Origin of the sequence: uncultured Methylobacterium sp. (assembly GCF_964242245.1) — a bacterium.
GTDB lineage: Bacteria > Pseudomonadota > Alphaproteobacteria > Rhizobiales > Beijerinckiaceae > Methylobacterium.
The window spans coordinates 52052-77475 of the sequence record NZ_CAXTBY010000007.1 but is presented as its reverse complement, the minus strand read 5'-3'; the positions used below and the strand labels follow the sequence as shown (position 1 = coordinate 77475).

The window sequence follows — 25424 nt, the reverse complement described above, 5'->3', positions numbered from 1 at the left end:
ATTAAATCGTTGAGCCGGCTTGCGCGTGGCCTGCTTCGTGCTTCACATTCGTTAATGCGGGATGACGCGCCGGGCTCTCGTGCGCAGGGGGATCATCAATGACGGGTTCGCGGCTGACGACGATGATCTTCATCGGCATGGTGCTCGGCATCGTCGTCGGTTACCTGTGTAGCATTACTTGGCCCGATCCGCAGACGGCCAAGGAAATCTCCGGCTACATCGCGCTCATCAGCGACATCTTCCTGCGCCTGATCAAGATGATCATCGCGCCGCTCGTATTCTCGACGCTCGTCGTGGGCATCGCGCACCTCGGCGACACCGCCTCTGTCGGTCGCGTCGGCGGCAAGGCGCTGCTCTGGTTCGTCGGCGCCTCGTTCTGCTCGCTGATGCTGGGGCTGATCCTCGTCAACCTGATGCAGCCGGGCCACAACCTGAACCTGCCGCTGCCCGATGTCGGCGCCGGCACCGGCCTCAAGGCCGCCTCGCTCTCGCTCAAGGAGTTCGTCACCCACCTCGTGCCCAAGAGCGCGGTGGAGGCGATGGCCAACAACGAGATCCTGCAGATCGTTGTGTTCTCGATCTTCTTCGGCGTGGCGCTGGCCGCCCTCGGCGAGAAGGGCCACCTCGTCGCCCACGGCATCGAGGGCTTGGCCGACGTGATGCTGAAGGTGACCGGCTACGTCATGCTGTTCGCCCCCGTGGCCGTATTCGCGGCGATCGCGGCGACGATCACCACGCAGGGCATCGGCGTGCTCGTCACCTACGGCAAGTTCCTGGTCGAATTCTACATCGGGCTGGCCGTCCTTTGGGGCCTGCTGATGTTCGTCGGCTTCCTGATGCTGGGCTCGGCCGGCATCAGGCGGCTGTTCAACCTCATCAAGGAGCCCTTCGTGCTCGCCTTCTCGACCGCGTCGAGCGAGGCGGCCTACCCGAAGATGCTGACCAACCTCGAGCAGTTCGGCATTCCCAACCGCATCACCTCGTTCGTGCTGCCGATGGGCTACTCGTTCAACCTCGACGGCTCGATGATGTACTGCACCTTCGCGGTGATGTTCATCGCGCAGGCCTACAACATCCCGCTGACCTACGGGCAGCAGCTCACCATGCTGTTTCTTCTGATGGTGACCTCGAAGGGCATGGCCGGCGTGCCGCGCGCCTCGCTGGTGGTGATCTCGGCGACGCTGACCCAGTTCAACATTCCGGAGGCAGGATTGCTGCTGATCATCGGCATCGACCAGTTCCTCGACATGGGCCGCTCGGCCACCAACGTGCTCGGCAACAGCGTCGCCACCGTCGCCGTGGCCAAGTGGGAGGGGCAGCTCACGACGACCGACCAGCGCATCGATCGCGATGTCAGCCCGATGCCGGCGGCAGCCGAGTAGCGAGGTCTTACGCGGGTCTTCGGGGTCGGCCCTCGGCCGGTCCCGGAGCCGCTCCGGCGCGGCACGGTGTTCAGGAGTTTTCCGATGTCGGCAGGCAGGTTCATCGCGGCGCTCGCGGTCGCGTGGCTCACCGTTCCGGGGCCGGCCTTCGCGGTCGATGTCCTCAGCGGCTCGCTCAAGACCATCGCCGAGAAGGGCGAGGTGGTGATCGGCTACCGCACCAGCTCCGTTCCCTTCTCCTTCGTCGAGGGCAAGCTCGCCGACGGCAGCGCGCGGCCGATCGGCTACGCGATCGACATCTGCGGCGAGATCGTCGACGAGATCGGCCGCGCGATCGGGCGCACGGACCTGAAGGTCCGCTACGAGCCCGTGACCTCGGAATCCCGCTTCCAGGCGATCGCGGGCGGCAAGATCAATCTCGAATGCGGCTCCACCACCGCCAACGCCGAGCGCCGCCGCACCGTCGCGTTCTCACCGGTCACCTTCATCAGCGCGACCCAGCTCCTGGTTCCCCGCAGCTCGCCGATCGCGTCCTATCGCGACCTCGGCGGCAAGAAGGTCGTCGTGACGGCCGGCACCACCAACGAAGGGGCGCTGCGCGACCTCTTGGCCAAGCTCAAGCTCCAGGCCGACATCCTCATCGGCAAGGACCACGCGGAGTCCTACGCCATGGTCAAGGACGGGCGGGCGGATGCGTTCGCCACGGACGACGTCCTGCTCTACGGCCTGATCGCCAACGACGGCGCGGAGGGCGCCAAGTACATGGTTCTCTCCGACAAGCTGTCCTTCGAGCCCTACGGGATCATGTTCCGGAAGGACGATCCGGACCTGGCCGGGGCCGTCACCGCCACTTTCGCCCGGCTGGCCGAGAGCCGTGAACTGCGCTGGACCTACGAGCGCTGGTTCCTCAAGCGCCTGCCCAGCGGCCAGCGCCTGAACATCCCGATGTCGAACGACCTGCACACGAGCTTCCAGTTGATCGGTCTGGAGGATTAGCGTCCCGCGGCTGCCGGCGCGCACCGAACCGCATCAGGCGGATTCGGCCTCGGCCTTGCGATAGGCGCGTCCGTGCTCGCGGTAGCCCTCGACGATGCGGCCCATCATGGCGCGCTTGTCGGCGTCCAGCGGCGACAGGATGCGGGCCGGGCGCCCGCCCCAGAGGTATCCGCCCTCCAGCAACTGGCCCGGATCGGTGGTGGCGCCGGCCGCCAGCATGACATCGTCGGCGATCACGGTGCCCGGCGCGATCGTCGCGCCGATGCCGATCAGCGAGCGGGCACCGATGCGGCTGTCGCCGACGCGCACGTTGTGGCCGACCGTGGTGTCGCGACCGATCACGACCCCCTCGCCCCGGGTGCGGATCACGGTGTTGTCCTGGATGTTGGTGTCGGCGCCGACCACGATCGGCCCGACCTCGGCGTGCAGGTCGCAGGAGAACAGCACGCTCGACCCGGCGCCCAGGCTGACGCGGCCGCGCAGGCGCGCGGTGCTCGCGACGAAGACGGTCTCCACCACCTCAGGCCGGTCGCCGGCCACGGGCTGGAGCGCGTCGCCCGCGGCCTCGCGCAGGCGCTCGGCCCGCTCGTCGAGCTCGGCCCGCGTGATCGTCCGCTGGGGCTTGGCCGGGCTCCCGGCGTAGACGAAACCGCCCTCCAACTGGACACGGGGAAACACCGTGGCGCCCGCCTCGATCACCGTGCCGTCTCCGACCGTCGCCCCGTCGAGGATGACGACGTCGTCCTCGATCACCACGTCGGAGCCGATGGTGCAGGCGTGGACCACGCTGTTGTGCCCGACCGTGACCCGGTCTCCCACCTGCGTTCCGCGGGTGAAGGTCGCGATGTGCACGGTCGAGCGATGGCCGAGCCAGAACCGCTCGCCGAGCACGACGGGCTGGCCGTCGGCGCGGATCACGCCGTCGTCGCCGATCCAGGCTTGGCTGCCGAGGCGGGCGGCACCGATCACGGTGCTGCCGCGGCCGCACCAGACCGGACGGCTCGCAAAATCCGGCAGGATACCGTCGTAGGGCAGGGTCAGGTCGGGGGTCACGCTGGCATCCTCCGGCGCATCGTCTTCGAGGCCACGGCTCGGCCCTGCCGGGGACGGTCCGACGTGCCATATAGGCGCGGGCGGCCGGGGTGTCAGGCCGGATGGCGCCTCGCCGTCGCGCCGATGTCGCCCGAGCCTCCCGCGAGGATATCATGTCGCCCCCCGCAACGCCCTCCGTCGGCATTCAGGCCGAGCCGTTCGACGTCGCCGCCGAGATCGCGGCGATGAGCGAAGCGCTCGCGGGCCGCGCGGGCGCGGTCGTGACCTTCACGGGCCTGTGCCGCAACGAGGGCGGCCGGCTTCGGGCGCTGGAGCTGGAGCACTACCCCGGCATGGCCGAGGCCGAGATCGGGCGCGTCGTCGCGGCCGCCGCCGCCCGCTGGCCGCTTCAGGCCGTGCGAGCGGTCCATCGCTACGGACTGGTCGCGCCGGGCGACGGGATCGTGCTGGTGATCACCGCCGCGAGCCACCGCATCGCCGCCTTCGAGGCGGCGAGCTTCCTGATGGACTACCTCAAGACGCGGGCGCCGTTCTGGAAGCGCGAGCACCTGACCGACGGCACCATCGGCGGCTGGGTCGAGGCGGCGCAGGCCGACGATGCGGCGGCGCAGCGCTGGGCCGACATCACCGGTGAAGGAACCGCGCGGGAGGCTTGACCCCGCCGCCGCGCGGGCGCTCGTGAGGCCGTGAAGCGGGACTGGAGCGCGATGGCCGAACCGAAGACCGAAGCGCCGGCCGGCCCGGCCGGATCGTGGCGCGCCGCGCTGCCGCTCGCAGCGTCGGGCATCGCCATGGTGTCGTTCGCGGCGGTGCTGGCGCTCGCCTGGATGGCAGTGGAGACGCTGCTGCTGGTCTTCGCCGGGGCGCTCCTCGGCGTGTTGCTCGACGGGCTGACGCGAGGACTCGGCCGCGTCCTGCCGCTGCCGCGGGGCGTCCGGCTGACGCTCGTGGGCCTGATTCTCGCCGCCGCCGCGGCGGGCCTCGTCAGCTTCGGGGGCGCGACGGTGGTGCAGCAGGGCCGCGACCTCGGCGAGACGATCCAGAGGCAGTCGGGGACGGTGACGGAGTGGCTGTCGTCCCACGGCATCAGCCTGCCGATGCTGAGCGCGGTCGGGAAGACCGGCGGGACAGGCGAGGACGCCAAGCCTGGCCCGGCGGACAAGGAGCCCGGCAAGCAGTCCGGCGGCTTCGCCGGAGTGGCGTCGAGCGCCCTGAAGAATCCCGGCTCGCTCCTGTCGGAGGCCGGCAGCGTGCTCGGCCCGGCGGCTCTGGTGATCGTCGGCTTGTTCAGCGCGCTCGGCAACGTGCTGGTGATCGTGTTCCTCGGCCTCGCCTTCGCCGCCGATCCGTCCAGCTACCGCGACGGGCTCCTGCGCTTCGTGCCGCCCAAGCGCCGCTGGCGCTGGGCCCGCGTGCTCGACGGGACGGGCGAGACCCTGCGCCACTGGCTGTTCGGCCAGTTGATTACGATGGCGGTGATCTTCCTGTGCATCTGGGGCGGGCTCGCCTTCCTCGGCATCGGCGGCGCGCTGATCCTCGGCCTGCAGGCGGGACTCCTCGCCTTCGTGCCGACGGTCGGGCCGCTGGTCGCCGGAGTCATCATCCTGCTGGCGAGCCTCGCCTCGGGGGTGAAGGCGCTGCTCGGCGCGCTCGGCGTCTACCTCGTCGTGCAATGCCTGGAGAGCTACGGACTGACCCCCTTCATCCAGAAGCGGGCGCTGGACATCCCGCCGGCGACGATCTTCGCCGGGCAGCTCGTGCTCGGCGTGATCTTCGGACTGTGGGGCATCGCCCTGGCGCTGCCGCTGATGGCGGTGATCAAGGTGCTGCTGGAGCAGCTCTACGTCGAGGACGCGCTCGGCGAGGACGCGACGGTCTGAGCCGCGGGAACGGAGTCTCCCCGCGTCGGCGAGGCCCTACGCCCGCAGGGCGGCCTCGATCATCGCGGCAACCGCGAGCGCCCGACCGTCGCCGCCGAAGCGCGCAATCACCTGTATGCCCATGGGCAGCCCGTCGCCGGGGACCGGGACGTTCACGCACGGGACGCCCATGAGCGTCCAGAGCCGGTTGAAGCGCGCGTCGCCGGTCGAGGCCAGCGTCTTCGGCGCCGGTCCCGGCGCGGAGACGGTGAGGATCGCGTCGAAGTCCGAGAACAGGTCCTTCAGGACGCGCCGGGCACGATGGGCGTGGCGGCGGGCCTCGTCATAATCGGCCGGCGTGATCGACCGCGCATCGTCGAGCTGAGGTCCGAGGAGCGCGCTCAGCGCGTCGCGGTGGTTGGCGTATTCCCAGGCCAGCGCCTGGCGCGCCTCGAAATCCTGAATCGTGGCGTGGCAGCGCCACGCCGCGCCGAGCTCGGGGGGAAGGTCGAGGTCGGCAAGACTTGCCCCGGCTCGCTCGGCGGCGCGCCGGGCACGGTCGAGGGCGGCGAGCGCCTCCGGCTCGGGCGCCGCGGCGAAATCCTGGATCACGAGGCCGATGCGCGGCGCACCGGGCGCGGTCGACCCAAGGTCGATCGCGGGGCGGCCGGCGATCAGCGCCAGCGCGTGGGCGACGTCGCACACGCCCGCGCCGAACAGGCCCAGCGTGTCGAGCGCCCAGGAGAAGGTCTTGACGCCCACCGTCGGCAGCAGCCGGAACGACGGCTTGACCGCCGCACAGCCGCAGAAGCTCGCCGGGCGGATCACGGAGCCGCCGGTCTGGGTGCCGAGCGCCAGCGGCAGCATCCCCGCGCCGACCGCGGCGGCAGAGCCCGCCGACGAGCCGCCGGGCGTGTGGCCGGGGTCGAACGGATTCGTCGTCCCGGTCGGGTCTATGCTGGCGAACGGGGAGGTCGAGGTCTTGGCGAGCGCCACCGCGCCGAGGCTTTTGAGGCGCATGACGATGGCCGCGTCGGCCTTCGGCTGCCAGCCCGCGTAGATGGCCGAGCCCATCTGCGTCGGCATCGCGGCGGTGTCGATGATGTCCTTGACGCCGACCGCGATGCCGGCGAGCGGCCCGTGATCGGTCACCGCGGGCGCCGGATCGGTGCAGATCGTCGCGCGGACCACCGGATCGCGGGCGAGGATCGCCTCCTGCGACAGGCGGATCGCGCCGTCCGGTGTCAGGGAGCCGGCCTCGATGCGGCGGCGCAGATCGACCAGGGAGAGCATCATGCGTCCTTGCAAGCTCGTGTTCGCGCGGCAGCGGACCGGCCACCGGCAGGTGCAGGTCTCGTGCGCGGCCCGGATGGGCGGCGTCGGCCTCCGTATCCGGGCGGGCTTTTAGCAGCCCGGCCGGACGTGCCCAATGTCGGCATCGTTAGCGCCGCGTTTACGCGATCCTGCCCATTCTCCGAAGGATGTGGCGTAGCGTACTCGCGTTCTTCGCCCTTGCGCTGTTCGGCGCGGGGCTCACCGGCTGTGCGATCAACACGTTTGAGCGCCGCGATCCGTGGCGCGACCAGGCCGAGCAGGTCTGCCTCGCCAGGAAGCTCGTCGAGGCGACAGAGTTCATCCAGCCCGCCAAGGAGATCGCCGGCCCCGGTCCCTGCGGCATGCAGCAGCCGTTCCGGGTCACGCGGCTCGGGGGCGGGACGGTCGTCCTCAAGCAGCGGATGACGCTCGGGTGCCCGGCGCTCGCCGAGGCCGAGGCGTGGCTCGCCGACACGGTCCAGCCGGCGGCCAACCTCTACTTCGGGCAACCGGTGGCCGAGATCAACGCAGGTTCGTATTCCTGCCGGGGGCGCAACAACCAAGTCGGCGCCAAGCTCTCCGAGCATGCCTTCGGCAACGCGCTCGACGTGATGTCCGTCACGCTCGCCGACGGGCACGTGATCACCGTCAAGGGCGGCTGGCGCGGCACGGAGGCCGAGCAGGGTTTCCTGCGCGAGATCTTCATCGGGGCGTGCCAGCGCTTCACGACGGTGCTGGCGCCGGGCTCCAACGCGTTCCACTACGATCACATCCACGTCGACCTCGCCCGGCACGATCCGCGCGGCCTGAAGCGGATCTGCCAGCCGCTGATCAAGTTCACGCCGCAGCTCGGCTCCGGCGACGCGCGGCCGATGTCGCGCCCGCGCCCGCCGGAACGGCAGACGGCGCCGCCGCAGGCCCCGGTCGATGTCGAGGAGGACGATCCCTACGGTCTCGCGCCGACCTCGAAGGCCGCGAGCCCCGGGCTCTACGCCCGCGCACCGGCCCGGCCGGCGGCGGCCTCCGCCTATGCCTCGGCGCCCGCGCCTCGGCCGCTTCCCGCCCGTGCGAGCCCCCGCGTCGCGGCGGCGCTGCCGGAAGAGCCGGCGCCCGGCGACGAGGAGCCGCTGTCGCTGGCCGCGCCCGGTCTGTCGGCCGGCCCGATCTACTGAGGCGACGTTCGGCACGGGTGTGCCCCGCGCGCGCCACCGGGACGCGAAAGCGCCCGCGCCGGCCCCGCTCGGCTTGACTTGAGCGTGCCTCCGGCCATCGTCCGACGATGCTGCACACGATGCGAAGCAGGCCCGCCATGCGCCCGAACGCCCTCTCCGCCGCTGTCAGTATCGCCCTGATCCTGGCGGCCAGCCTTCAGCCGGCGCTCGCCCGCTCGGCGCGCGAGGACATCGAGCCCTCCGAGGAGCGCGCCTTCCCCTTCGACGCGGACATCCCCGGTTGCCAGGACGCGGACGTGCTGGAGAAGGTCTCGACTCAGTTCGCCGAGAAGGAGGCGAAGTTCTGGAACTCGTCCCTGACGATCGTCGCCTACGACAGGATCGAGCGGACCGCGTGGCGGCCTTGGGGTCTCGACTTCTACCCGCGCCGGTTCTGCACCGCCACCGCCACCACGTCGGACGGCATCCGGCGCAAGGTCGATTATTCCGTGCGCGAGAGCCTCGGCATCATCGGCTCGACCTGGGGCATCGAGTTCTGCGTGCACGGCCTCGACCGCGACCTGAGCTACGCCTACGCCACCGCCTGCCGGATGGCGCGTCCGTGACGCGGCTCGGCTTCGTGCTGGCGGCGCTGCTCGCCGCCGCGGGTGCGCAGGCGCAGGATTTCGGCGGCTTCGGCCGCGGCAACGACGCGCCGGGCACGTTCGACTTCTACGTGCTCGCCCTGTCCTGGTCGCCGACCTACTGCGAGACCGCCGGCCGGCGCGACGACCGGCAATGCGCGTCCGGGCGCGGCCTCGGCTTCGTGGTCCACGGATTGTGGCCGCAATACACCCGCGGCTATCCCGAGAACTGCTCGGCCGTCCAGCGCGCGCCGACCCCGCAGGCGATGGATGTCGCCGGCGAGGTCTATCCGAGCGCGGGTCTTGCCCGCTACGAGTGGCGCCGCCACGGCACCTGCTCGGGCCTCGATCCCACCGCCTACTTCCGCGCCGCCCGCGAGGCCCGCTTGGCGGTGACGATCCCCGACGACTTCAAGACCCCCGGCGCGGAGCGCCGCGTCGCGCCGATCGAGGTCGCCCGTCAGTTCGTCGCGGCCAACCGGGGCCTGCGGCCCGACATGCTGGCGGTCGCCTGCGCGCGCGGCCAGTTGCAGGAGGTGCGGGTCTGCCTCACCAAGGACCTGCGCGGCTTCGCCTCCTGCCCCGAGGTCGCCCGCGGCAATTGCCGCGCGCCCGAGATCACCCTCGGCGCCGCCCGCTGACGGCTCCGCGGCGACTCGGGTGACCGGCTGGGCCGGCGCCGCCTGACCATGGCCCGATGAACTATCGCCACGCCTTCCACGCAGGCAACTTCGCCGATGTCCTGAAGCACCTCGTGCTGAGCCGGGTGCTGGCGCATCTCAGCCTCAAGCCGGCTCCGTTCCGCGCCATCGACACCCATGCCGGCCTCGGCTTCTACGACCTGACCGCCGACGAGGCCGGCCGCACCGCCGAGTGGATCGACGGCTGGGGCAGGCTTGCCGAACCGTTCCCGCCGGCCGTCGAGGACCTGCTTAGCCCCTACCGCGCGGCGGTCGCGGCGGTGCGAGCGCGGCACGGGCCGACGATCTATCCCGGCTCGCCGGCCCTGATCCGCGAGGCGCTGCGCGCGGGCGACCACGGCGTGTTCGTGGAACTGCATCCGGACGACGCCGCGACCCTGCGCGCGCGCTACAACGGCCACGCCCGCACCAAGGTGCTGCACCTCGACGGCTGGACGGCGCTCAACGCCCTGATCCCGCCGCCGGAGCGCCGCGGCCTCGTGCTGATCGACCCGCCCTACGAGGTTTTGGGCGAGATCGACCGCCTCGGCGCGCACCTCGCCCGGGCCGTGGCGAAGTGGCCGACCGGCGTGTTCCTGGCGTGGTACCCGATCAAAGATCGCGCCGCCGTCGACCGGATGGTCGCGGTCCTCGACGCCGCGTTGACCCGGCCGGCCCTGCGCCTCGACCTGATGATCGACCGGCCCGACGACGCGCGCCTGACGGGCAGCGGGCTGATCGTGGTCAACCCGCCGTGGCGGCTCGCCGAGGAGGCGGCGCTGTTCCTGCCTGCCCTGGCCGAGAGGCTGGCGCGGAGCGATTACGGTGCGTTCCGCTGCGCGGCGCTCGGGCCAGCGGCGTGAGGTCTTCCGTGCGATGCGGTGGAACAGCGACTCTGGACCTGCTCCCGCACGACGGCGTGGCGGCACATCAAGGCGGCGATGGCGGATAGCGGCAAGCCAGCGTTCCAGCGGCAGGGCGAGCAGTTGAGCCGAATCGAGGTCGTCGAAGCCGAGGCTGCGAGCGCGCCGCCGTGCGGCATCGTAGGCGTTGGCCTGAGCGGCGTCCTGGCCGCGGCTCAGGCCGTGCCAGAAGATTTCCAGCTCTTCGTTCAGCTTGTGAGCGATGCGTGCCGCGCGGCGACCGGTACGGTCGTCAGTGATGCGGATGCGCGTGGATTGGCGGACGATGCCGCGCGGATCGAGCTAAGCGAAGGGCGCCGGAACGCGACGCACGAAGTGCCACGTGGACCCGCGGCGGGTGAGAAAGTCGGACATGGAGCGGCGCGCCTGTAGGACGAAACGTTGGACATTTTTCGCCTGAAGCGTTCATCCTAACTTCTTCAAACGCAATAAACTTCTGCAATTAAAAGCAATTTCTGCGAATGGGTGGAGCGGGTACCGGGAATCGAACCCGGGTATTCAGCTTGGAAGGCTGACACGCCGCGTTTCGCCCCCTCCCCTGACGTTCTCCACCATTTACCAAGGCACTGCTTTCACATGGGGAATCGCCGCTTTTCGCGGCCAGGGTCCCTTGCCAGGGGGTTCGGGGACTGGCTGGTATCAGGCTGGTATCACGCCCCGAGGTCCCATGCCTACCGCCAATGCCTGGAGCCGTACCCGCGCCAAGCTCACCGCCCATCACGTCAAGGCCGCGCTGAAGCTCGTCGCCTCCGGGGCCATGGAGGGCCGCGGGCACGAGTGGGCCGATGAGACCGAGCGCGGACTGGTTCTGCGCGTGGGTAAGACCGGCGGGGCCTGGTATCTCAAGACCGAGACCCGCACCGTCCGCCTCGGAGACATCGACTTGCCGGTAGCCGCGGCCCGGGAGGCGGCACAGCGGTCCCGGGTCGACCTTCGGGAAGGACGCAATCCGTCCAAGGTGAACCTGCAGGTCTGGGGGGAGGCGCACAGGCGCGGGATGAAGCCGGGCGTCGCCCGGGACGCGGCCTTCGCGCAACCGCTGCCCATCCGGTCCGCGGAGGACCGCCGGCGAGAGGGGCCGTGGGAATGGCAGGACCTGTGCGAGCTCTACCTGGAAAAGGTGCTGCCGGGGTTCGTGCCGCGGTGGGCCACGCAGTTCGAGAAGCATCTTCGCCGGGCGGTGACGCCGGAGCTCGCACGGAAGCGCGCGACCGACGTCGATCAGGCCGACCTCCTGCGCGTCCGGGACGCCGTTGCCGCGGATCGCACCCCGAGCGCGGCCGCCGACACGATGGAGGCCGTCCGCGCGGCCCTTGACTGGGCGAAGCGGGACCAGCCGATCCTTTCGGGGCTGGCGCGGACCCCGTATCCCTGGTGGCGCGATGGGCTGCATGTGGACTGGTCCTCGACGCCGCGGGAGCACACGCCGACCGTGGCCGAGCTCGTCCGGACGCTGATCATCGCGGAGCGGCACCGCAGCCTCGGCGGGACGGCCAAGGAGACCTCGGAGGGGATGCTGGCGGCGCTGTGGGGCATCGTCCTCACCGGCCAGCGCGCCAGCGCCCTGACGGCAACGAAGCGGGCGACGGTGCGGGCCTGGCCGGAGCGGCCGGGCTGGCAGATCTGGACGTGGACCGCCGCGGAGATGAAGGGCCCAAAGTCGGCCAAGTCTAAGAAGGCGGCTCGCCCGCATGCGGTCCCCATCCCGCCTGAGGCCCTCGCCGTTCTCGCGAGGTTCAAGACCGACCCGGAATCGCCCTTCCTGTTCCCGTCCCGCGTGTCCGGCAAGGCTGTCTACCCGACCGGCCTAACCCAACTGTTCGGTCGTCTCCAGGGCGACCCGAAGGGAGGCCGCGGCGGCAAGGTCACGGAGCGTCCCGGGGCAGACCTGTTCGCCGCCCACGACATCAGGGCTTGGACGCCGCATGACGTCCGAAGGACGCTTGGGACGTTCCTCGACCTGGAGAAGCTGGGCGGCGCCGGTAGCGCGATCCTGGCCCACAAGGCATCCGCCCGAACCGGCGCCGACGCGGAGCGCGAGCTCGCGGCCTCCATCACGCTCAAGCACTACATCCACTCGCAAAGGCTCGACCTTAAGGCCGAGGGCATGGCCCTGTGGGTAGCCGCTGTCCTTGAGGCCTACGAGGCGGAGCGGGCGCGCCTCGGGGCCTGATTGTCACATTCTGCATCCACCCCCCGGGGGGGCGGAGTGAGAATGTGACAATCGCCCGACGCCCAGGGAAACCCTTAACCACGCGAGGAATCCCTCCTTGACCGGATGAATCCGGAGCTGCGATCCCTGGTCCCACACCGACGCTAAGAGGCACGCCGTGAAACGCATACCCCGCCCCATCCGCCGAGAGATCCCCCCGGGGGCGTGACGCCGTGTGCGCAGCCCCCTGTCCCGCACAGGAGGCTGCCCTGATGAAGAATCAACCCCTCAACCACCACCGCAATCTGCATCCCCCCAAGGGCCAGGTGTGGCTGATCGCGGACACCCATTTCGGGCACGCCGGCAGCATCGAGCACACGAAGCGCCCCTTCCGCGACGTCGCGGAGATGGACGCCATGCTCATCGAGGCATGGAATGCCTTCGTGCGCCCGGCCGACACGGTCATCTTCGTCGGCGACTTCGAATGGGGCCACAAGCCGGAGCGCGTTGCCGAAATTCTCGGAACGCTCAAGGGCAAGAAGCATCTCGTGGTCGGCAACCACGACCGTCCGAGGACGACGACGCTGCCCTGGGAGAGCGTCCAGGAGCGGCTGACCGTCCACACGGCTGGCCGGCGCATCGTCTGCGACCATTACCCGCTCAGAGCCTGGCCCGGCTGTTTTCACGGCGCCCTGCACGTCTACGGCCACGTTCACGGCGCCCTGCCGGGGACGTCTCAGTCCTGCGACGTCGGCGTCGACTGCTGGTCCTACGCGCCTGCCTGGGTCGAGGATGTCATCGCCAGAATGCAGGCCACGCCGGACCTGCCCGAGGAGCGCTGGCGGGCCCTGGACGCGGAGGCGACCGAGGAATGAGAAAGGCCCCCGGTCATCCCGGGGGCCTTCATCGTCAGATTCGGGGTCGTGGCGCCTCGTCGAGCTCGTCGGCGACGTTGAGGAGCCGCTCCCCCGTCTCCCGCGTCAGCCTCGCCAGGGCTTCCTGGACCCACTCGGGGATCCCCATCTGGCCGGACGCCCACCGGCTGACCATACGGGGATCGAGCTCGTCCCTGGGGCCATCCGGGTGGTGCGGTCCGAGCAGCCGGGCGAGCGGCCGGCGCCAGTCCTCGCCCGCCCGGAGAGCCTCACCGGCTCGTATCAACAAGTCGCGGTCCACGCTCCCTCCAAATGATCGTGCCCTGAAACGCGTCGCTCCACGCCATGAGCTCCAGGGGCTCCTCGGCCGAGAGGCGCGCCCATGCCAAGACTTCCCCGGACATCAGCGTCATCAGGTACCGGTCGCCTGGGCGGTCAGGCCGGTACCAGTCAGGCGGATCGAACGTCGACGCCTGGGCGAACAGGTCGAGGATCTTCTGGGCATCCTCGACGCGGCGGACACCCTGGAGCGCGGGTGAGACCGCCTCGGAGTCGATCAGAAGACCGCCAACGGCCAGGGTGAAATCGCGGGGAGAGGCGCAGTAGGGGAAGTGGCGCATGGCGGTCCCCTCAGAACACATGCGGGATGGCGAGGCCGAGGCGCACATCCTCGTCGTAGAGGTCGCCGAGCTCGTCGCAGAGCGCGATAAGGTCGAGGTCGATCTTGCGGACGACCTCCATCTCCACCGCCGGCTCCTCGTCCGTGGCGGGCTGGATGAACGTGAGTTGGACGCGGTGCTTGCCAATTGCGTCGACGTCCTCGGCGTGGCGCTCCCATGCCGCGAATGCGTCGTCGGTCGTGCCGGCCCGGACGACGATATCGAGGCCGGTACCCGGGATCGGCTTCCGGGTCTCATCGACGGTCTCAACGTGGAACAGGATGGCCTTGTCGCCAAGGAGCGACGCGGAGAACGCCGCGAATAGCTCGTCGCGTTCGCGGCGGGCCAGGGCGCGTTTCAGGACGTGGACTTTGGACATTGCGGTACTCCGGCTGATGAGCGGCATTGCCTGCTCTGGATGGATTCTGCCCCTCGGGCAGGCGAGCCACAAGGGCCTCCGTCAGCGAAAGCCTACGGGTGGCGCACGATGTCGGGGCACTCCTCGCACACGACCCGGCGCCATGTGCCGCCCGCGTTACTGACTTCGGACTGGCTTGCGCCGCACTTATCACAGACCACTCCAATCATGGATGGCATGATGTACGCATCGCCTTGCTTTTGAGGCAGGCCAAAATCTAACGCGTAATGGTGTAGTTTAAATCCAAGTGTGTGTAACGCATGACTATAGGCTCGGCCATGGGGACCCACGCCGACATCCATCACGTGAGCCTGGGCATATTCCAGGGCCGCAGCGCCCCAGAGCGCGCGGCTGGCCTCATCGAGCTCTTTCCACTTCGCCGCACCGTCGAATGGCTCCCGGGCGATTTCGATGCTGTAGTTCTCGGACGGCTTCGCTTTCTCGGACGGCTTCGCTTTCTTGGACAAGTGCCACTCCTACTGTGTCGCTGGTTGACGACGCTCGGCCTGAGGCAGGCGTCGGACCAGGTGCTTGTGGGCCCAGGGGGTTAACTTCGCGCCCGGGAGCCGCCCCTCGTACGCCCGGTAAGCCCATGCGCCGCGGGCCTCCCGCAGGGAAAGGTGGCGGCTCACGATTCGCCCGCTGTGGCGCTCTACGACGGCGTGCGTCTCGGGCGGCTCAGGCCGGCGGGGCATCGTCGGATTCCTCCTTCATGGGCGGCGGCTGGATGACGCCGGCAAGCGACCCGGCGATGGCGAGGGCCATGAAGGCGGTGCAGAAGGTGGTCGCCGCCACGATGAGCGTCCACAGGGCGGCGAGGAGATCCAGGCCGTGGCCGCCAATGACCGCCCCGAGGGCGACGATTGCCGCGGCGGAGACGGAGACCCTTGCTGGGTCTCCGGCGATGGTGGTGAGGAGGGCGCGCATCAGGCGGCCTTCCGCGGAAGGAGGTCCAGGGGGGCGTAATCGACAATGACCGTCGTCACGTGATGATCGAAGCGAACCTCAACGGCGAGGTCGTTTCCGTTGCCCGCGATCCGCTCCGCTCCGACGACGCCCCTTATGCTGCGAAGGTTGTCGAGGCGACGTTCGAGGTCCTCGTCCTGCTCCCGTGACGTCGCCGCACTGAGGCCGACGGTCAGCACGATCTTGCGCTGACGGAGCAGGCCCTCGCACCATTCGACGATGTCGCCGAGCCCGCGGACCCACGTCGCGATGAGTTCACTCGCGATGGAAGGGCCGGAAGGCACAGGAAGGTCGATGTCGTCAAAGCCGACACGCTCTGCCGACGAACCCGGCTTAGGCTTACGGACGATCTGGAAGCCGTTGTCCTCAAGCTCGGCGACGACCTCGGCTGCCATATTGGCACCGCCCCTCGCGCCGAGTCCCCCCCTGCCTTCCCCGCAGCCGTAGGCCCGCCACAGGCTCGACCGGATGATTTCCAGCTTGCCCGTAAATGCCGGCGACGCCGCGGCCTGCTTGATCGCGCGCTCGCCCGCGGGTGTAGGCGTGACCTCGGCGCCAAGGACGGTGCTCTTGCTGACAAAGCCGGCATGGACGGCCTCAGTCCAAGCCCGCCAATCTCGGTCGCTGATGCCGGTCCAGTTACCGGTCCGAACGGCCTCGTGGATCGCGTCGAGCTTGCCGTAGGCCAGCCTTGGCACGATCAAGAAGCCGGCCTCGCTGAGGTCCGCCACAAGGGCGTCCGACGCCTTGCCGTGGTGCCAATCGGTGTCCTCGGCCTGCCCTCGGTCGTAGGCGTTGTGCATCGCGTCGCGGATGATGTTTCCGCTGGCGTAATCGAACTCGGTCCGGATGGTGTCGTTGACCTGGCGCACGCTGGCGCTCCTGAAAAACCGGGGTTGCTGGGGAATCGACGGGTGCGCCCCTGCCGCCGGGCGCGCGACGGAGGGGCTCAGGCGGCGATTGCCTGGGGCTCGGCCTCGGCCTCAGGCTGGGCCTCGACGGCGCCCGGGCCCGCGTAACCGGGATGGCGGATCTCCCGGGGAAGCCACCCCGTGGGTAGGACCGAGGCGACCGCGAACGCGACGAGCTCGCCCTTCTTCAGGTCCTTGACGCGCCGGGCCTCAGCCTCGCCGAGGACCTCGCCGACGATGGATAGGATCACCCCCTTCGGGATGGCCTTAAAGAACGCCTCGCCATCGAAGGCCTCGCCCAGTGCCGCCGTCATCGCGGCGGTATCGATGGCGCCCATCATGGCCTGAGCGGCCGGCCGGGCGGAGGGGGCCATCCTGGTAAAGTGACCCAGGCTCACGCCTCTGGCCGCGACGACGGCCGCCACGCTGAGAAGCTCGTCGACGGTACGGTCGAGAAGCCCTGCTAGGACGGTCTCGAACGGCAGGTTCTGCTTGACCGCGACGTTGGCGCTATCGAGTCCCTCCATGCGGATATGCATCGTGCTCGATCCGCGCTGCTCGCACAGGGCCCCGGCCAGCAGCATGGCCAGCGCGGCCTTGGGCGACGACGGCAGGGCTGCCTGCACGGCGCGGGTCGCCTGCTCACACAGGCGTTGCATGAGAGCGTCCGTCAGGCTCTTCTCCTTGGGCTCGGCCGACTTGTCGTCCTTTGGTGCGACTGCGGGGACGTCCTCGGGGCGGATGACGTACTCGACGGCCTCAACCTTGCCGTCGCGACCGAGCACGATCACGCACCCGGAGCGCGACCGCTCCGCGATACCCGGCAGCACTTTCGTCTTCGCCTGCAGGGCGGCGAATTCGGCGTGGGCTGCGCGGATCTCGTCGTCGGTCGCTGCGTCGTTGTCGTCGGAATCAAGCCACTGATCGAGCTCCTCGGTGCGGGCCTGATCCTCGGCCGTCAGCGGTCGTTCCGCCGACTGCACCTTGGGCCACGACCAGCGCCAGCCGTTCGGAAGATCCGAGGCCTTGGCGACCCAGGCCCATCCGTCCTTCCGACGTCGCTCGCACTCGGCATCCAACCGCTCGTCGGCCAGGCGCTTGATTAGGGCCTGATCGGAGACCGCGTCCCGGCTGCCGAACAGGTCCTCCACCACACTTCCGCCGGCGGCCTTGTACGCCTTAGCGCCGACGTAGGAGAGCAGGTGGGCGACGTCGGCATCGAGGCCGAGCATCTCCCGGATCTTCCATGTCATGCCGTCCTTCAGAACCTTCGCGAGCACGCGGTCCTGGTCGGCGTGGGCGGCCATCGTGAAGGTCTGCACATCCTCGATGCGAAGCTTTCCGTCGCGCCAAGCATCGAGCACCGCCGGGCTGACGCCGCCGAGCGCCAGGAGCTTGCGGACCTGCGAGACAGGCGCAGCGAACCGCGCCGCGATGTCTTTCTCCTTCAGGCCGGCCTGCCTTAGCTCGGCGAAGGCGAGCATCTGATCGGCCTCGTGCATCGGGGCCTGCGTGATGTTCGCCGCGAGCCCGGCCTCCCGGGCGGTCTCGGCATCCCGCTCGATCACCGGGACGGCGTGGTCCGCCTCGACCTTCCCGGCGGCCAGGAGCGATTCGAGGGCCGCATGCCTGCGGTTGCCGTCGACGACATAGAAGAAGTCGCCGCCCGGAACGACGACGAGGGGCTGCAGCAGGCCGAGGGAAAGGATGCTGGCGCCGAGGGCGTCGAGCCCCGCGTCCCGTCCGACCTTGCGGACGTTGCATACGCCGGGAGGTGCATCGGGGTGATGGCCGGGACGGAGGGTAGAGAGGGGGACCTGGCGCACGACGCGCTCCTGTTGTGTGAGGGATGGGGACCACGTGACGCCACTGCCGCCTGGCGCGTCGACGGAAGGATCAGTCTGAAAATGCTGCGGAGATCATCGCGAGCGCGGCGGCGACGCCGGCCTCCCCGGACGCCTGGACGGCTACGAAACGGAAGGAGCTCCTCGGCACCGCGACGTCCTCGATCTCGTCCGTGTTCGGGTTCACCCGCAGCCCGATGGCGGCGAGGATCTCCGCCCTGAGCGGCACCTTCGCGTGGAGCCCCTTGGAGACCGCCGTCTGCCAGTAGTTCTCGACGAGACCGTTCCGCAGACGCCAGGCTTTCTGGCCCCCGGCGTCCTCAATTGACCGGGCGAGCCGGAGCCTGGCCTGGCGTGGCGAGAGGGTCATCAGGACCTCCTCGGGAGCGTGGGGCGCGTAGCCAGGGGCAGGCGGGGGAGCCTCATCCCCTGGGGCGCCGCCGCCGGTGGAGGGGGAGCCTCGACGACGGGGGCGGGCGCCGGTGCGGCCAGGGCTGGCTCGTCGCCCGGAAGGGGGGTGCCGTAAGTCGCGAGACACTCCGCGAGGTGGCGAATTTGATCCCGAGCCGCGAGGCGTAACTTCCGTTCGGCGGAAGCGACCTGGTCGTTCAATCCTTGGCCTTGGAAGCCGCCGATGGCATCCGCCCGGGCTCGGCAGGCCTGCATAAGCTCGCCGAGGCGAATGCGGGTCTCGGCGGTCGACAGGTCGACCAGGTCGGCGGTGTAGTCGCGATTCGTGTCAGCCACGGGTGGCCTCCTCGTAGCGGACCTCGGCGGCGACGCGGCGCAGCCCGAGAGCATCGAGGACAGACGGACCAGGGAGACGGTGCCCCCGAAGGACGTCGCTGATGTACGCCGCGGACACGGCGTGCCGACGCGCAAACGCGCTTGCGCCCCCACCCTCTTCTACGCGCCGCCGCAGCAACGCCCTTACACCCTCAGTGTCCAATTCGCCCTCCACGCTTTCAAGCGCCTCACGCTATCAAGCTAGGACGGCTACTGGCTATTTGCAAGCGCCTGCACTGAACAAAACGCCTGTCACGTCTTAACCACGATTTGGCACACCCCCTTCCAGCGATCGCCAATCCTTTGAAAGTCGAAGGATCGACTGTCTAATCCTTGCGACTAATCCTTGCACGGGGGTGCCGATGCGGTAGGATTGGGCATGCGGTCCTTGCCCCAATCCTTCACGCTGTCCTTGCCGCCCTGGGAGATCCTCCACGCGGCAACCCTTGACGCAACGGGCGCCCTGGCGGCCGGGGAGCGCCTCAGACCGGTCGAACACACCGTCGGCCGGTCGCATGCCGCGGGGTTCGACACGGTCACCCCGCGGTGCCACTACGACCTGAGCGACCTTCCCGATGGCACCGTCCTCGTCGTCCTCGGGACCAACCGACGCTATCCAGACCGGGCTCTCCTCGTGCGCGCGCGCGAGTGCGTGCCTATCCCGGAGGTCGAGGCGGAGGACCTGCTCGATCCGGCGGGCGCCCGGTGCCGGGCGTGGCAGCGACGCGTGCGGCGGACGCTATTGAGGCCGGAGCCGGTGCGCCACACGCTCGGACCGGGGCACGGATTCGAGGCGGACACGCTCGCCGATTGGCAGGGGGAGGAGTACGTCGCCGCGTGCGTGAGGACGACCGCGAGGCAGGTGTGGGTCCGCGCCGCGACGTTCGAGGAGGCGGAGGCCCTGGGGGTCGCGTGACGTACCGAGCGCACGTCACGTTGTGGGATGCGTACGTGCGGTCCAGCCTGGGGGCCTTAGAGAGGGAGGGAACCCCAATGCTCAAGGCGTTTCAGTTCATGGCCCGCGTCCTGGCCGCGATGGCCGCAGTCGTAATCGTCGCCGTGCTTGAGAGTGGCCGATGGATCTTCCGGGCCGTCCGGGCCGTCATGGCACCGGTCCCCCCGATCCCGGCTGCCATCGCCGAGCAGGAGGCAGAGTTCGCTCAGCCCGTCCCGGCCGCCCCCGCGCCGCCATCGACCGCGGAGGCCTGGGGCCGCGGCGCACTGCATTTCCTCCTCGGGGACGACACTCCCGAGGCGCGCTGCCTCGATTCGGCGGCCCGCGCGTACCTCGACGCCCTAACCGCGGACCAGGGCGTCGCCCTCTCGCGACATGGCAACACCGCGATTGGCCAGCATCTGCTCGGTGAGGATCATCTGCCCGGCCTGCCGCGCGCGATGACCCCGGCGGAGTTCGTGGCCATCGAGGCCCGCAGGCTCCACGCGGCCTCCGCGGCAGCGTCAAACGCCAACGAGCAACGGGCGTACATCCAGGACGTCCTGGACGACCTCGTCGAGCATACCCGCCTAGCCGCCTGAGCCCACGCCGACTGCACGACGAAGCCCGCCCCGGGTCACCCGGGGCGGGCTTTTTGCTGACCGAAAATAGTTGTTCACGAACGCGTGATTGATGCCTCAGCGGGATTGATTCTTACCGTGTGCGCACGCCGTAGCATTTCGTCGTGTCATGAAAGCATTTCGTCATGCCGTGGCGTGCGCACGCCGAGCAATCGCACGGCGCATGAGGGCATCCCGGCACTGAGCGTCGAGCTCACGAGCGGCCGCGTCCCGGGCGACGGCCTGCTCGCGAGCGAGGCGGGCAGCACGGATGCGGGCGGTCTGCGCGCGGATGCCGGCGGCCGCGCAATAGTCCAAGTGTTGGTCGACCAAAATGCCGCCCAGCGAACCCGCGATGAACTGAATTGGAGCCTCGAAGGACCGGGCGATGTTGTGAGCGTTGCTGGACATCAGGGCGGCCTCCTTCGTTGGCGTGTGCCCAGGAGATCGCTATGCCGGCCGCCTTGTCGAGAGTCCCTCGCCTGCTGTGGTTACCAATCTCCTGGCCCCTGTGGATACGTGCGGCTCAGGTCCGCCCCGGGGTTGCAGGTGGGTGAACGTGCTGTGGAGACCGCCCCGTTACTCCTGCTCAATGTAACGCTCGATCAGGATTGCGTAACACACCGTCAGCAGTGCACGCACGGCCACTCACTGAACAGCGATGAACACGATGATGTCGGCCAAGATAGTGTTCAGCGTTGTCGACGCCGTCAGCGTAATGAAGTCGCCAATCTCGACGCTCACGGGGTGTCCGCCCGTCGTCGTGAACGTAGCGGTCTTGGCACCGATGGTGAACTTGATGGTGACCACGGTAGCCCCAGTAAGCGATCAACGAGCCTCGAGCCTATGTCGGCACGGGTTTTAGGTAAAGCTTCGTATGGTGGCGTGAGGGGCGACTTGCGGTTGCCCCTGGGGTCAGACTTCCTCGGCGTAAGACGCGAGGTACTTTGCAACTTCGAGACGCCGGTGCCGGAAAACCTCCACGTCCGAGGGCCCGCCGAGGGACTGGAACGCAGCCGTCGCCACGACTTGAGCGAGGTCGATGGCCTCGGCACGCACCAAAACTTTGCCGTCGCGCATACGCAGCCCGGCCTCGAACGCGATGGCCTTGAGGAGCGCGGCGCACATCTCGGCCGACCGTGCCTGACGCTCACGAAATTTGCGGGCACGATCCCTTGCCTCCTCACGCTGCCGGGCGGCGCGGGTCGTATCTGCTCATCCCGGCTTGGATGCCGTGCTGCCGGATAGCGTGTTTTGGATGGCCGTATAGGCGTCGATGCCGTTGCGTGCGGCGGTGCCAACGACGGATCGGATGCCGGCGAAGAGTTCGGCGCCCCAATCGGATCGGAAGCCGCCGGTCACCTTTCGATACGTGGCGGTCGGCCGAAGTTCGCGTTCGGAGCCGTTATTGTCGGGCGGCACGTCGGGGTCGATCAAGAAGGTGAAGAGGTCGAATCTGACCTTGCCGTATCGCTTGCGGAGGCGCTTGCCATGCCGGTTTTCCGGTACGAGGGCCATGATGGCGTCGAGGTCCTCGTCGAGGCGCCGCCGATATTCGCGCCGCGTGCTCTCGGCCAAGGTCTTGCGTCGCCGCGCCAGGACGACGGCCCGCAGCAGCAGCGCCTTCATGCGCGGGGCGAAGATCGTGTCGCCGGCGTCGATGGCGAACTGGCAATCGCGCAGTTGGTGAGCCAGGCAGACCTGCCATCGGTCGGCATGGCCCTGCTGGGCGCCGTAGAGATCCGAGACCCAAATGACGGGGCGGTGGCCGTCCATCACCTCGGTGACGACGCCGGCGCCCCGGGTCTTGCGGATCACGTGGATGACCATCTGATCGTTCTGGAACACCCAGTTCCAGCAGGTCTTGCCATCGATGCGCACGCTGGTCTCGTCCGAGCAGACGATCCGCGAGCGGCGTAATCGCCCCAGGATCGCAACGACCGCGTCATCGAACGCCGGCTTGGCGCGACGGAACATGGCGTCGAGCGCGCCCTCGCTGATGACGAGCCCGAACAGAGGCTCGAACAGGCGGTGCAGGCGCTGATAGCTGATCGCGTGGGTGAAGCGCAGGTACAGCGCCGTCGCGACGATACGGGGGCTGAACGGCGTGCCCTCGTCCATCCCGTTGGGGACCGGCGCCAGGGTGGTTCCCCCGCAGCACGAACAGTGTCCGGCATAGCGTTCCACCCGGGTCACGACGGGGCGCACCGGCGGCAGATCGATCTTGTCGTAGCGGCTCTGCAAAAGCTGATCGTCCTCGCCGAGGGCGGCGTGGCAATGCCGGCACGCCGTCGCCTTCGCGCTCACGATCTGATCGGGGTCCCGGCTCAGCGGCCGACCGCCGCCCTTGCGGCCCACGCTGCCCTGGCGCGGCCCCTCCCGCTTCGTCTCACCTTCACGATTGGCCTTGGGCCCCTTCGACGGCGGGACGCTGGAATTGTCCGAGGTCTTGGGCGGCTCGTTCAGTTTGGCTTCCAGCATCGCCACACGCGCCATCAAGGCGCCGACCTGCTCCCAAAGCGCGACGATGAGCGCGTCCTTCTCGGCGTGAGACAGCGTGGTCAAGTCGGGGAGCGGCGGCAGAACCATCCAAAGGTTGAATCGTAACCGGGGCAAATTCCCGGGCAAGCGCCACGCTTGCCCGGAACTGGTGTTCTGCAAGCCGTTGAAAACGTTGAGGCCGCTTTCCACGCGAGTCGGCAACACTGCCAAGCTACCCGGGAATTTGCCCCGCTTACGGGTGACGTGTTGGCTCGCCAACGCGATCCTGCTGAGACAGAGACAGAGACAGGGACTGGAATAGAAAGGGCCGGGAATGGCGCCCCGGAATTGGCGAGGTAAGGCCAAGTGTCGGGTGAGCTGGCGACCTCATATCGGGCCGTTGGCCTCAAAAAACTCGACAGATTGCCCTCGATTGACAAAGTCCATCCCAGAATATCTTGTGATGCCGACACAGAGAATGTGCCACTAAAATTTCCGGTTAGCTCATACTTAACATTTAGATTTATCAAATATTTAATTTTAAATTATCATAATTATCAACGATACAATATTTACTACTCCGCAAAGGAAACAAGAAAACCTTCATCGTAACTGCGATAAACACCCATCTTGAGACCGTATATTTGCTCGAGCATCTTGGGCGTGACGATCTCGCTGGGCGTTCCGCGGGCGATGAGGCGTCCGGCCCGCAGGGCGATGATCTCGTCGCAGAAGCGGGCGGCCATGTTGACGTCGTGGAGCACCACGATCACCGTCGACCCACGCTCGCTCGACAGGCGCCGGACCAGGGCCAGCACCTCGATCTGGTGCGCGATGTCGAGGGCCGAGATCGGCTCGTCGAGGAGCAGGCAGCCGGCATTTTGCGCCACCAGCATGGCGAGCCAGACCCGCTGGCGCTCGCCCCCCGACAGGCTGTCGACCAGGCGCTCGGCGAAGGGCGCGACGTCGGCGAGCCGCATGGCCTCGGCGATCGTCTCGCGGTCGGTGGAGGTCACGCGCCCGAGCGGCCCATGCCAGGGATAGCGCCCGAGGGCGACGAGTTCCCTCACCAGCATGCCGGGAGCCTGCGGCGGCGTCTGCGGCAGGTAGGCGACCTCCCGCGCGAAGGGGCGGTCGCCCCAGGAATTGATTGGTCGCCCGTCGAAGCGGATGCGCCCGGTACTCGGCGCCTGCTGGCGTCCGAGGAGCTTGAGCAGCGTCGACTTGCCCGACCCGTTGTGCCCGATCAGGCCGACGACGCGGCGCGCCGGTAGGACCAGGTCCAGCGGCTCGATCAACGGCCGGCCGCCGATGCGGAAGGAGACGCCGTCGAGTTCGTAGAGCGGGCCGCCGGCCGGTCTCGAGCCGGTCCCGGTGGTCGAGGCGTGATCGTCGCTGGTCCGGAGCATGCGGCCGTGGTCTGGTTGAGGGGCGGGCGCGTTAGGCCGTGGCGTGCAGGGGCCGGTTTGTCAAAAGCGATTCCGCGATCTCGGCCCCGCGCATGACGAGGACGGAGAGCAAGGTATCGCTCAGGCCGTGGGTCGGCTCGCTGAACCCCTGAAGGTAGATCGCGGGCTCGAACCCGGCCTTCGTCCGCAGGCGGTAGTCGCGGTCGATCGCGCCCTCGACGAGGTAGGGCTTCAGGTCCGTCATCAGGCTGTCGAGGCCGTCACGGCGATAGCCGGTAGCGAGCACGACCGCGTCGTAGCGCGCCTGCCGCACGGCACCCGTCACGTCGACGAGGTCGAGCGACACCCCGTCCACGTGCTCTCGGGCTGACGCCACGGTGGTGCGCGGATGCAGGGCGTGCTGCGGGTCGCCCAAGACCTTCTGCTGGTAGAGGAGATCGTAGATCCGCGCGATCAGGTCGCCGTCCACGACCGAGTAGTTGGTGGTGCGGAACTCATCGATGATGGATCTGCGCTGGGCAGCGGGCCGGCGGTATAGGAAATCGGTGAAGTCGGGGTTGAAGATCTCGTTCACGAACGGACTGTCGTCGGCGGGCTTGAGCGCCTGCCCGCGAAAGATCATCTCGACACGGGCCTGCGGCAGCCGCGTCTGCAGGTCGAGGAAGATCTCGGCCGCGGTCTGGCCGGCGCCGATCACCGCGATGCGGGGGCTCGGCGCCTCAGGCACGTCGGCGATACGCCGGAGATAGCCGGAGGAATGGAACACGCGCCGGCTGTCGCGGAACCCCGTAAACATCGGCGGGATGCGGGGTTCGCCACCTGTTGCCAGGACCACGGCACGGGTCCGCCTCCGGTGCTCGCGGCCCTCGACGTCGACGGCCTTCACCACGAGGTGGCGGATGACGTCGCCCGAGCCCTCCGGCTCCACGGCGACGACGGTCCGGCCGTAATCGCACCGGTCGGCGAACCGGGCCGCGACCCAGCGCAGGTAGTCGTTGAATTCGATGCGGCTGGGATAGAACGACTTGCGGTTGATGTAGTCGATCAGCCGGCCGTGGACGTGGAGGTAGTTCACGAAGGTGAACGGGCTCGTCGGGTCGCGCAGGGTCACCAGATCCTTGAGGAAGGAGATCTGCATCCCGCTGTCGGGCAGCAGCATGCCGCCATGCCAGACGAACTCGGGCTGGCGCTCGATGAAGCGCACGCGGGGTCTGAGGCTACGCCGGCCGCCGGCCTCGTCGAGGGCGATCGCGAGGGCGAGGTTGGAGGGGCCAAAGCCGATCCCGATGACGTCGTGGACCGGTTCCGGGCCGTCATGACCCCGGGTATCCGGATGCCGATCCATGCCGCCGTCCTCGGATTGTCTG

At 68.8% G+C, this 25424-nt stretch carries 28 protein-coding genes; 13 read left to right on the top strand and 15 right to left on the bottom strand.

The genetic code is table 11. The annotated features are described in order from the left end of the window. The first annotated feature begins 98 nt into the window (after positions 1 to 98). The gene (locus ACFE8Y_RS03630) at positions 99 to 1382 is read left to right on the top strand and encodes a dicarboxylate/amino acid:cation symporter (protein WP_375463022.1); all 1284 of its coding nucleotides are present in this window, start codon (positions 99 to 101) and stop codon (positions 1380 to 1382) included. A gap of 84 nt (positions 1383 to 1466) precedes the next feature. Further along, positions 1467 to 2378 carry an amino acid ABC transporter substrate-binding protein gene (locus ACFE8Y_RS03625; RefSeq protein WP_375463021.1) on the top strand — a complete coding sequence of 304 codons (912 nt, stop codon included), beginning with the start codon at positions 1467 to 1469 and terminating at the stop codon, positions 2376 to 2378. A 33-nt stretch (positions 2379 to 2411) separates the two neighbouring features. Here the strand turns inward: ACFE8Y_RS03625 and ACFE8Y_RS03620 are convergent, their stop codons facing one another. Then, on the bottom strand, positions 2412 to 3431 hold the full coding sequence (locus tag ACFE8Y_RS03620) for a gamma carbonic anhydrase family protein (RefSeq protein WP_375463020.1): 1020 nt from the start codon (positions 3429 to 3431) through the stop codon (positions 2412 to 2414). Positions 3432 to 3583: 152 nt separating this feature from the next. Here ACFE8Y_RS03620 and ACFE8Y_RS03615 point away from each other — a divergent pair, with 152 nt between their 5' ends. Beyond that, positions 3584 to 4087: a molybdenum cofactor biosynthesis protein MoaE gene (locus ACFE8Y_RS03615; RefSeq protein WP_375463019.1), complete on the top strand. Its 504-nt coding sequence runs from the start codon at positions 3584 to 3586 to the stop codon at positions 4085 to 4087. Positions 4088 to 4138: 51 nt separating this feature from the next. Beyond that, entirely contained in the window at positions 4139 to 5311 is a 1173-nt protein-coding gene (locus ACFE8Y_RS03610; protein WP_375463018.1) for an AI-2E family transporter, read from the top strand. A 36-nt stretch (positions 5312 to 5347) separates the two neighbouring features. On the opposite strand, the gene ACFE8Y_RS03605 is transcribed toward ACFE8Y_RS03610, so the two are convergent. Continuing rightward, on the bottom strand, positions 5348 to 6583 hold the full coding sequence (locus ACFE8Y_RS03605; RefSeq protein ID WP_375463034.1) for an amidase family protein: 1236 nt from the start codon (positions 6581 to 6583) through the stop codon (positions 5348 to 5350). 188 nt (positions 6584 to 6771) lie between these two features. On the opposite strand from ACFE8Y_RS03605, the gene ACFE8Y_RS03600 reads away from it, so the two are divergent. From ACFE8Y_RS03600 to ACFE8Y_RS03570, 7 genes are all read left to right on the top strand, one after another. Then, positions 6772 to 7776 carry an extensin family protein gene (locus tag ACFE8Y_RS03600; RefSeq protein WP_375463017.1) on the top strand — a complete coding sequence of 335 codons (1005 nt, stop codon included), beginning with the start codon at positions 6772 to 6774 and terminating at the stop codon, positions 7774 to 7776. Between the two features lie 137 nt (positions 7777 to 7913). Next, the gene (locus ACFE8Y_RS03595; RefSeq protein ID WP_375463033.1) at positions 7914 to 8381 is read left to right on the top strand and encodes a hypothetical protein; all 468 of its coding nucleotides are present in this window, start codon (positions 7914 to 7916) and stop codon (positions 8379 to 8381) included. Next, entirely contained in the window at positions 8378 to 9040 is a 663-nt protein-coding gene (locus ACFE8Y_RS03590; protein WP_375463016.1) for a ribonuclease T, read from the top strand. Before ACFE8Y_RS03595 ends, ACFE8Y_RS03590 begins: the two co-directional genes overlap by 4 nt. A 56-nt stretch (positions 9041 to 9096) precedes the next feature. Further along, on the top strand, positions 9097 to 9942 hold the full coding sequence (locus ACFE8Y_RS03585; protein ID WP_375463015.1) for a 23S rRNA (adenine(2030)-N(6))-methyltransferase RlmJ: 846 nt from the start codon (positions 9097 to 9099) through the stop codon (positions 9940 to 9942). A gap of 18 nt (positions 9943 to 9960) precedes the next feature. Then, positions 9961 to 10374, top strand: a complete 414-nt coding sequence (locus ACFE8Y_RS03580) for a hypothetical protein (RefSeq protein WP_375463014.1) — start codon at positions 9961 to 9963, stop codon at positions 10372 to 10374. A 295-nt stretch (positions 10375 to 10669) separates the two neighbouring features. Next, on the top strand, positions 10670 to 12175 hold the full coding sequence (locus ACFE8Y_RS03575; protein WP_375463013.1) for an integrase arm-type DNA-binding domain-containing protein: 1506 nt from the start codon (positions 10670 to 10672) through the stop codon (positions 12173 to 12175). A gap of 251 nt (positions 12176 to 12426) precedes the next feature. Then, positions 12427 to 13029 carry a metallophosphoesterase gene (locus ACFE8Y_RS03570; protein WP_375463012.1) on the top strand — a complete coding sequence of 201 codons (603 nt, stop codon included), beginning with the start codon at positions 12427 to 12429 and terminating at the stop codon, positions 13027 to 13029. A gap of 269 nt (positions 13030 to 13298) precedes the next feature. On the opposite strand, the gene ACFE8Y_RS03565 is transcribed toward ACFE8Y_RS03570, so the two are convergent. From ACFE8Y_RS03565 to ACFE8Y_RS03535, 7 genes are all read right to left on the bottom strand, one after another. After that, on the bottom strand, positions 13299 to 13649 hold the full coding sequence (locus ACFE8Y_RS03565; protein ID WP_375463011.1) for a hypothetical protein: 351 nt from the start codon (positions 13647 to 13649) through the stop codon (positions 13299 to 13301). A 10-nt stretch (positions 13650 to 13659) separates the two neighbouring features. After that, a complete protein-coding gene (locus ACFE8Y_RS03560) occupies positions 13660 to 14094 on the bottom strand; it encodes a hypothetical protein (protein WP_375463010.1) in 435 nt (144 codons plus the stop codon). A 65-nt stretch (positions 14095 to 14159) separates the two neighbouring features. Further along, the gene (locus tag ACFE8Y_RS03555; protein ID WP_375463009.1) at positions 14160 to 14573 is read right to left on the bottom strand and encodes a hypothetical protein; all 414 of its coding nucleotides are present in this window, start codon (positions 14571 to 14573) and stop codon (positions 14160 to 14162) included. Positions 14574 to 14784: 211 nt separating this feature from the next. Further along, the gene (locus ACFE8Y_RS03550; protein WP_375463008.1) at positions 14785 to 15033 is read right to left on the bottom strand and encodes a hypothetical protein; all 249 of its coding nucleotides are present in this window, start codon (positions 15031 to 15033) and stop codon (positions 14785 to 14787) included. Continuing rightward, entirely contained in the window at positions 15033 to 15944 is a 912-nt protein-coding gene (locus tag ACFE8Y_RS03545; protein WP_375463007.1) for a hypothetical protein, read from the bottom strand. Before ACFE8Y_RS03545 ends, ACFE8Y_RS03550 begins: the two co-directional genes overlap by 1 nt. A 77-nt stretch (positions 15945 to 16021) precedes the next feature. Beyond that, positions 16022 to 17809, bottom strand: coding sequence for a ParB/RepB/Spo0J family partition protein (locus ACFE8Y_RS03540; protein WP_375463006.1), 1788 nt, complete (start codon positions 17807 to 17809; stop codon positions 16022 to 16024). Between the two features lie 70 nt (positions 17810 to 17879). Next, the gene (locus ACFE8Y_RS03535) at positions 17880 to 18197 is read right to left on the bottom strand and encodes a hypothetical protein (RefSeq protein ID WP_375463005.1); all 318 of its coding nucleotides are present in this window, start codon (positions 18195 to 18197) and stop codon (positions 17880 to 17882) included. 795 nt (positions 18198 to 18992) lie between these two features. Between ACFE8Y_RS03535 and ACFE8Y_RS03530 the strand changes: the two genes are divergently transcribed. Continuing rightward, on the top strand, positions 18993 to 19529 hold the full coding sequence (locus ACFE8Y_RS03530) for a hypothetical protein (RefSeq protein WP_375463004.1): 537 nt from the start codon (positions 18993 to 18995) through the stop codon (positions 19527 to 19529). A 77-nt stretch (positions 19530 to 19606) separates the two neighbouring features. Then, on the top strand, positions 19607 to 20149 hold the full coding sequence (locus tag ACFE8Y_RS03525) for a hypothetical protein (protein WP_375463003.1): 543 nt from the start codon (positions 19607 to 19609) through the stop codon (positions 20147 to 20149). Between the two features lie 162 nt (positions 20150 to 20311). On the opposite strand, the gene ACFE8Y_RS03520 is transcribed toward ACFE8Y_RS03525, so the two are convergent. From ACFE8Y_RS03520 to ACFE8Y_RS03495, 6 genes are all read right to left on the bottom strand, one after another. Then, the gene (locus tag ACFE8Y_RS03520; RefSeq protein ID WP_375463002.1) at positions 20312 to 20578 is read right to left on the bottom strand and encodes a hypothetical protein; all 267 of its coding nucleotides are present in this window, start codon (positions 20576 to 20578) and stop codon (positions 20312 to 20314) included. Between the two features lie 237 nt (positions 20579 to 20815). Further along, on the bottom strand, positions 20816 to 20977 hold the full coding sequence (locus tag ACFE8Y_RS03515; RefSeq protein ID WP_375463001.1) for a hypothetical protein: 162 nt from the start codon (positions 20975 to 20977) through the stop codon (positions 20816 to 20818). Between the two features lie 105 nt (positions 20978 to 21082). Next, positions 21083 to 21295, bottom strand: a complete 213-nt coding sequence (locus ACFE8Y_RS03510) for a hypothetical protein (protein ID WP_375463000.1) — start codon at positions 21293 to 21295, stop codon at positions 21083 to 21085. Positions 21296 to 21382: 87 nt separating this feature from the next. After that, the gene (locus tag ACFE8Y_RS03505) at positions 21383 to 22756 is read right to left on the bottom strand and encodes an IS66 family transposase (RefSeq protein ID WP_375462999.1); all 1374 of its coding nucleotides are present in this window, start codon (positions 22754 to 22756) and stop codon (positions 21383 to 21385) included. Between the two features lie 467 nt (positions 22757 to 23223). Beyond that, on the bottom strand, positions 23224 to 24057 hold the full coding sequence (locus ACFE8Y_RS03500) for an ATP-binding cassette domain-containing protein (RefSeq protein WP_375462998.1): 834 nt from the start codon (positions 24055 to 24057) through the stop codon (positions 23224 to 23226). 31 nt (positions 24058 to 24088) lie between these two features. Beyond that, on the bottom strand, positions 24089 to 25402 hold the full coding sequence (locus tag ACFE8Y_RS03495; RefSeq protein WP_375462997.1) for a lysine N(6)-hydroxylase/L-ornithine N(5)-oxygenase family protein: 1314 nt from the start codon (positions 25400 to 25402) through the stop codon (positions 24089 to 24091). Positions 25403 to 25424 lie beyond the last annotated feature (22 nt).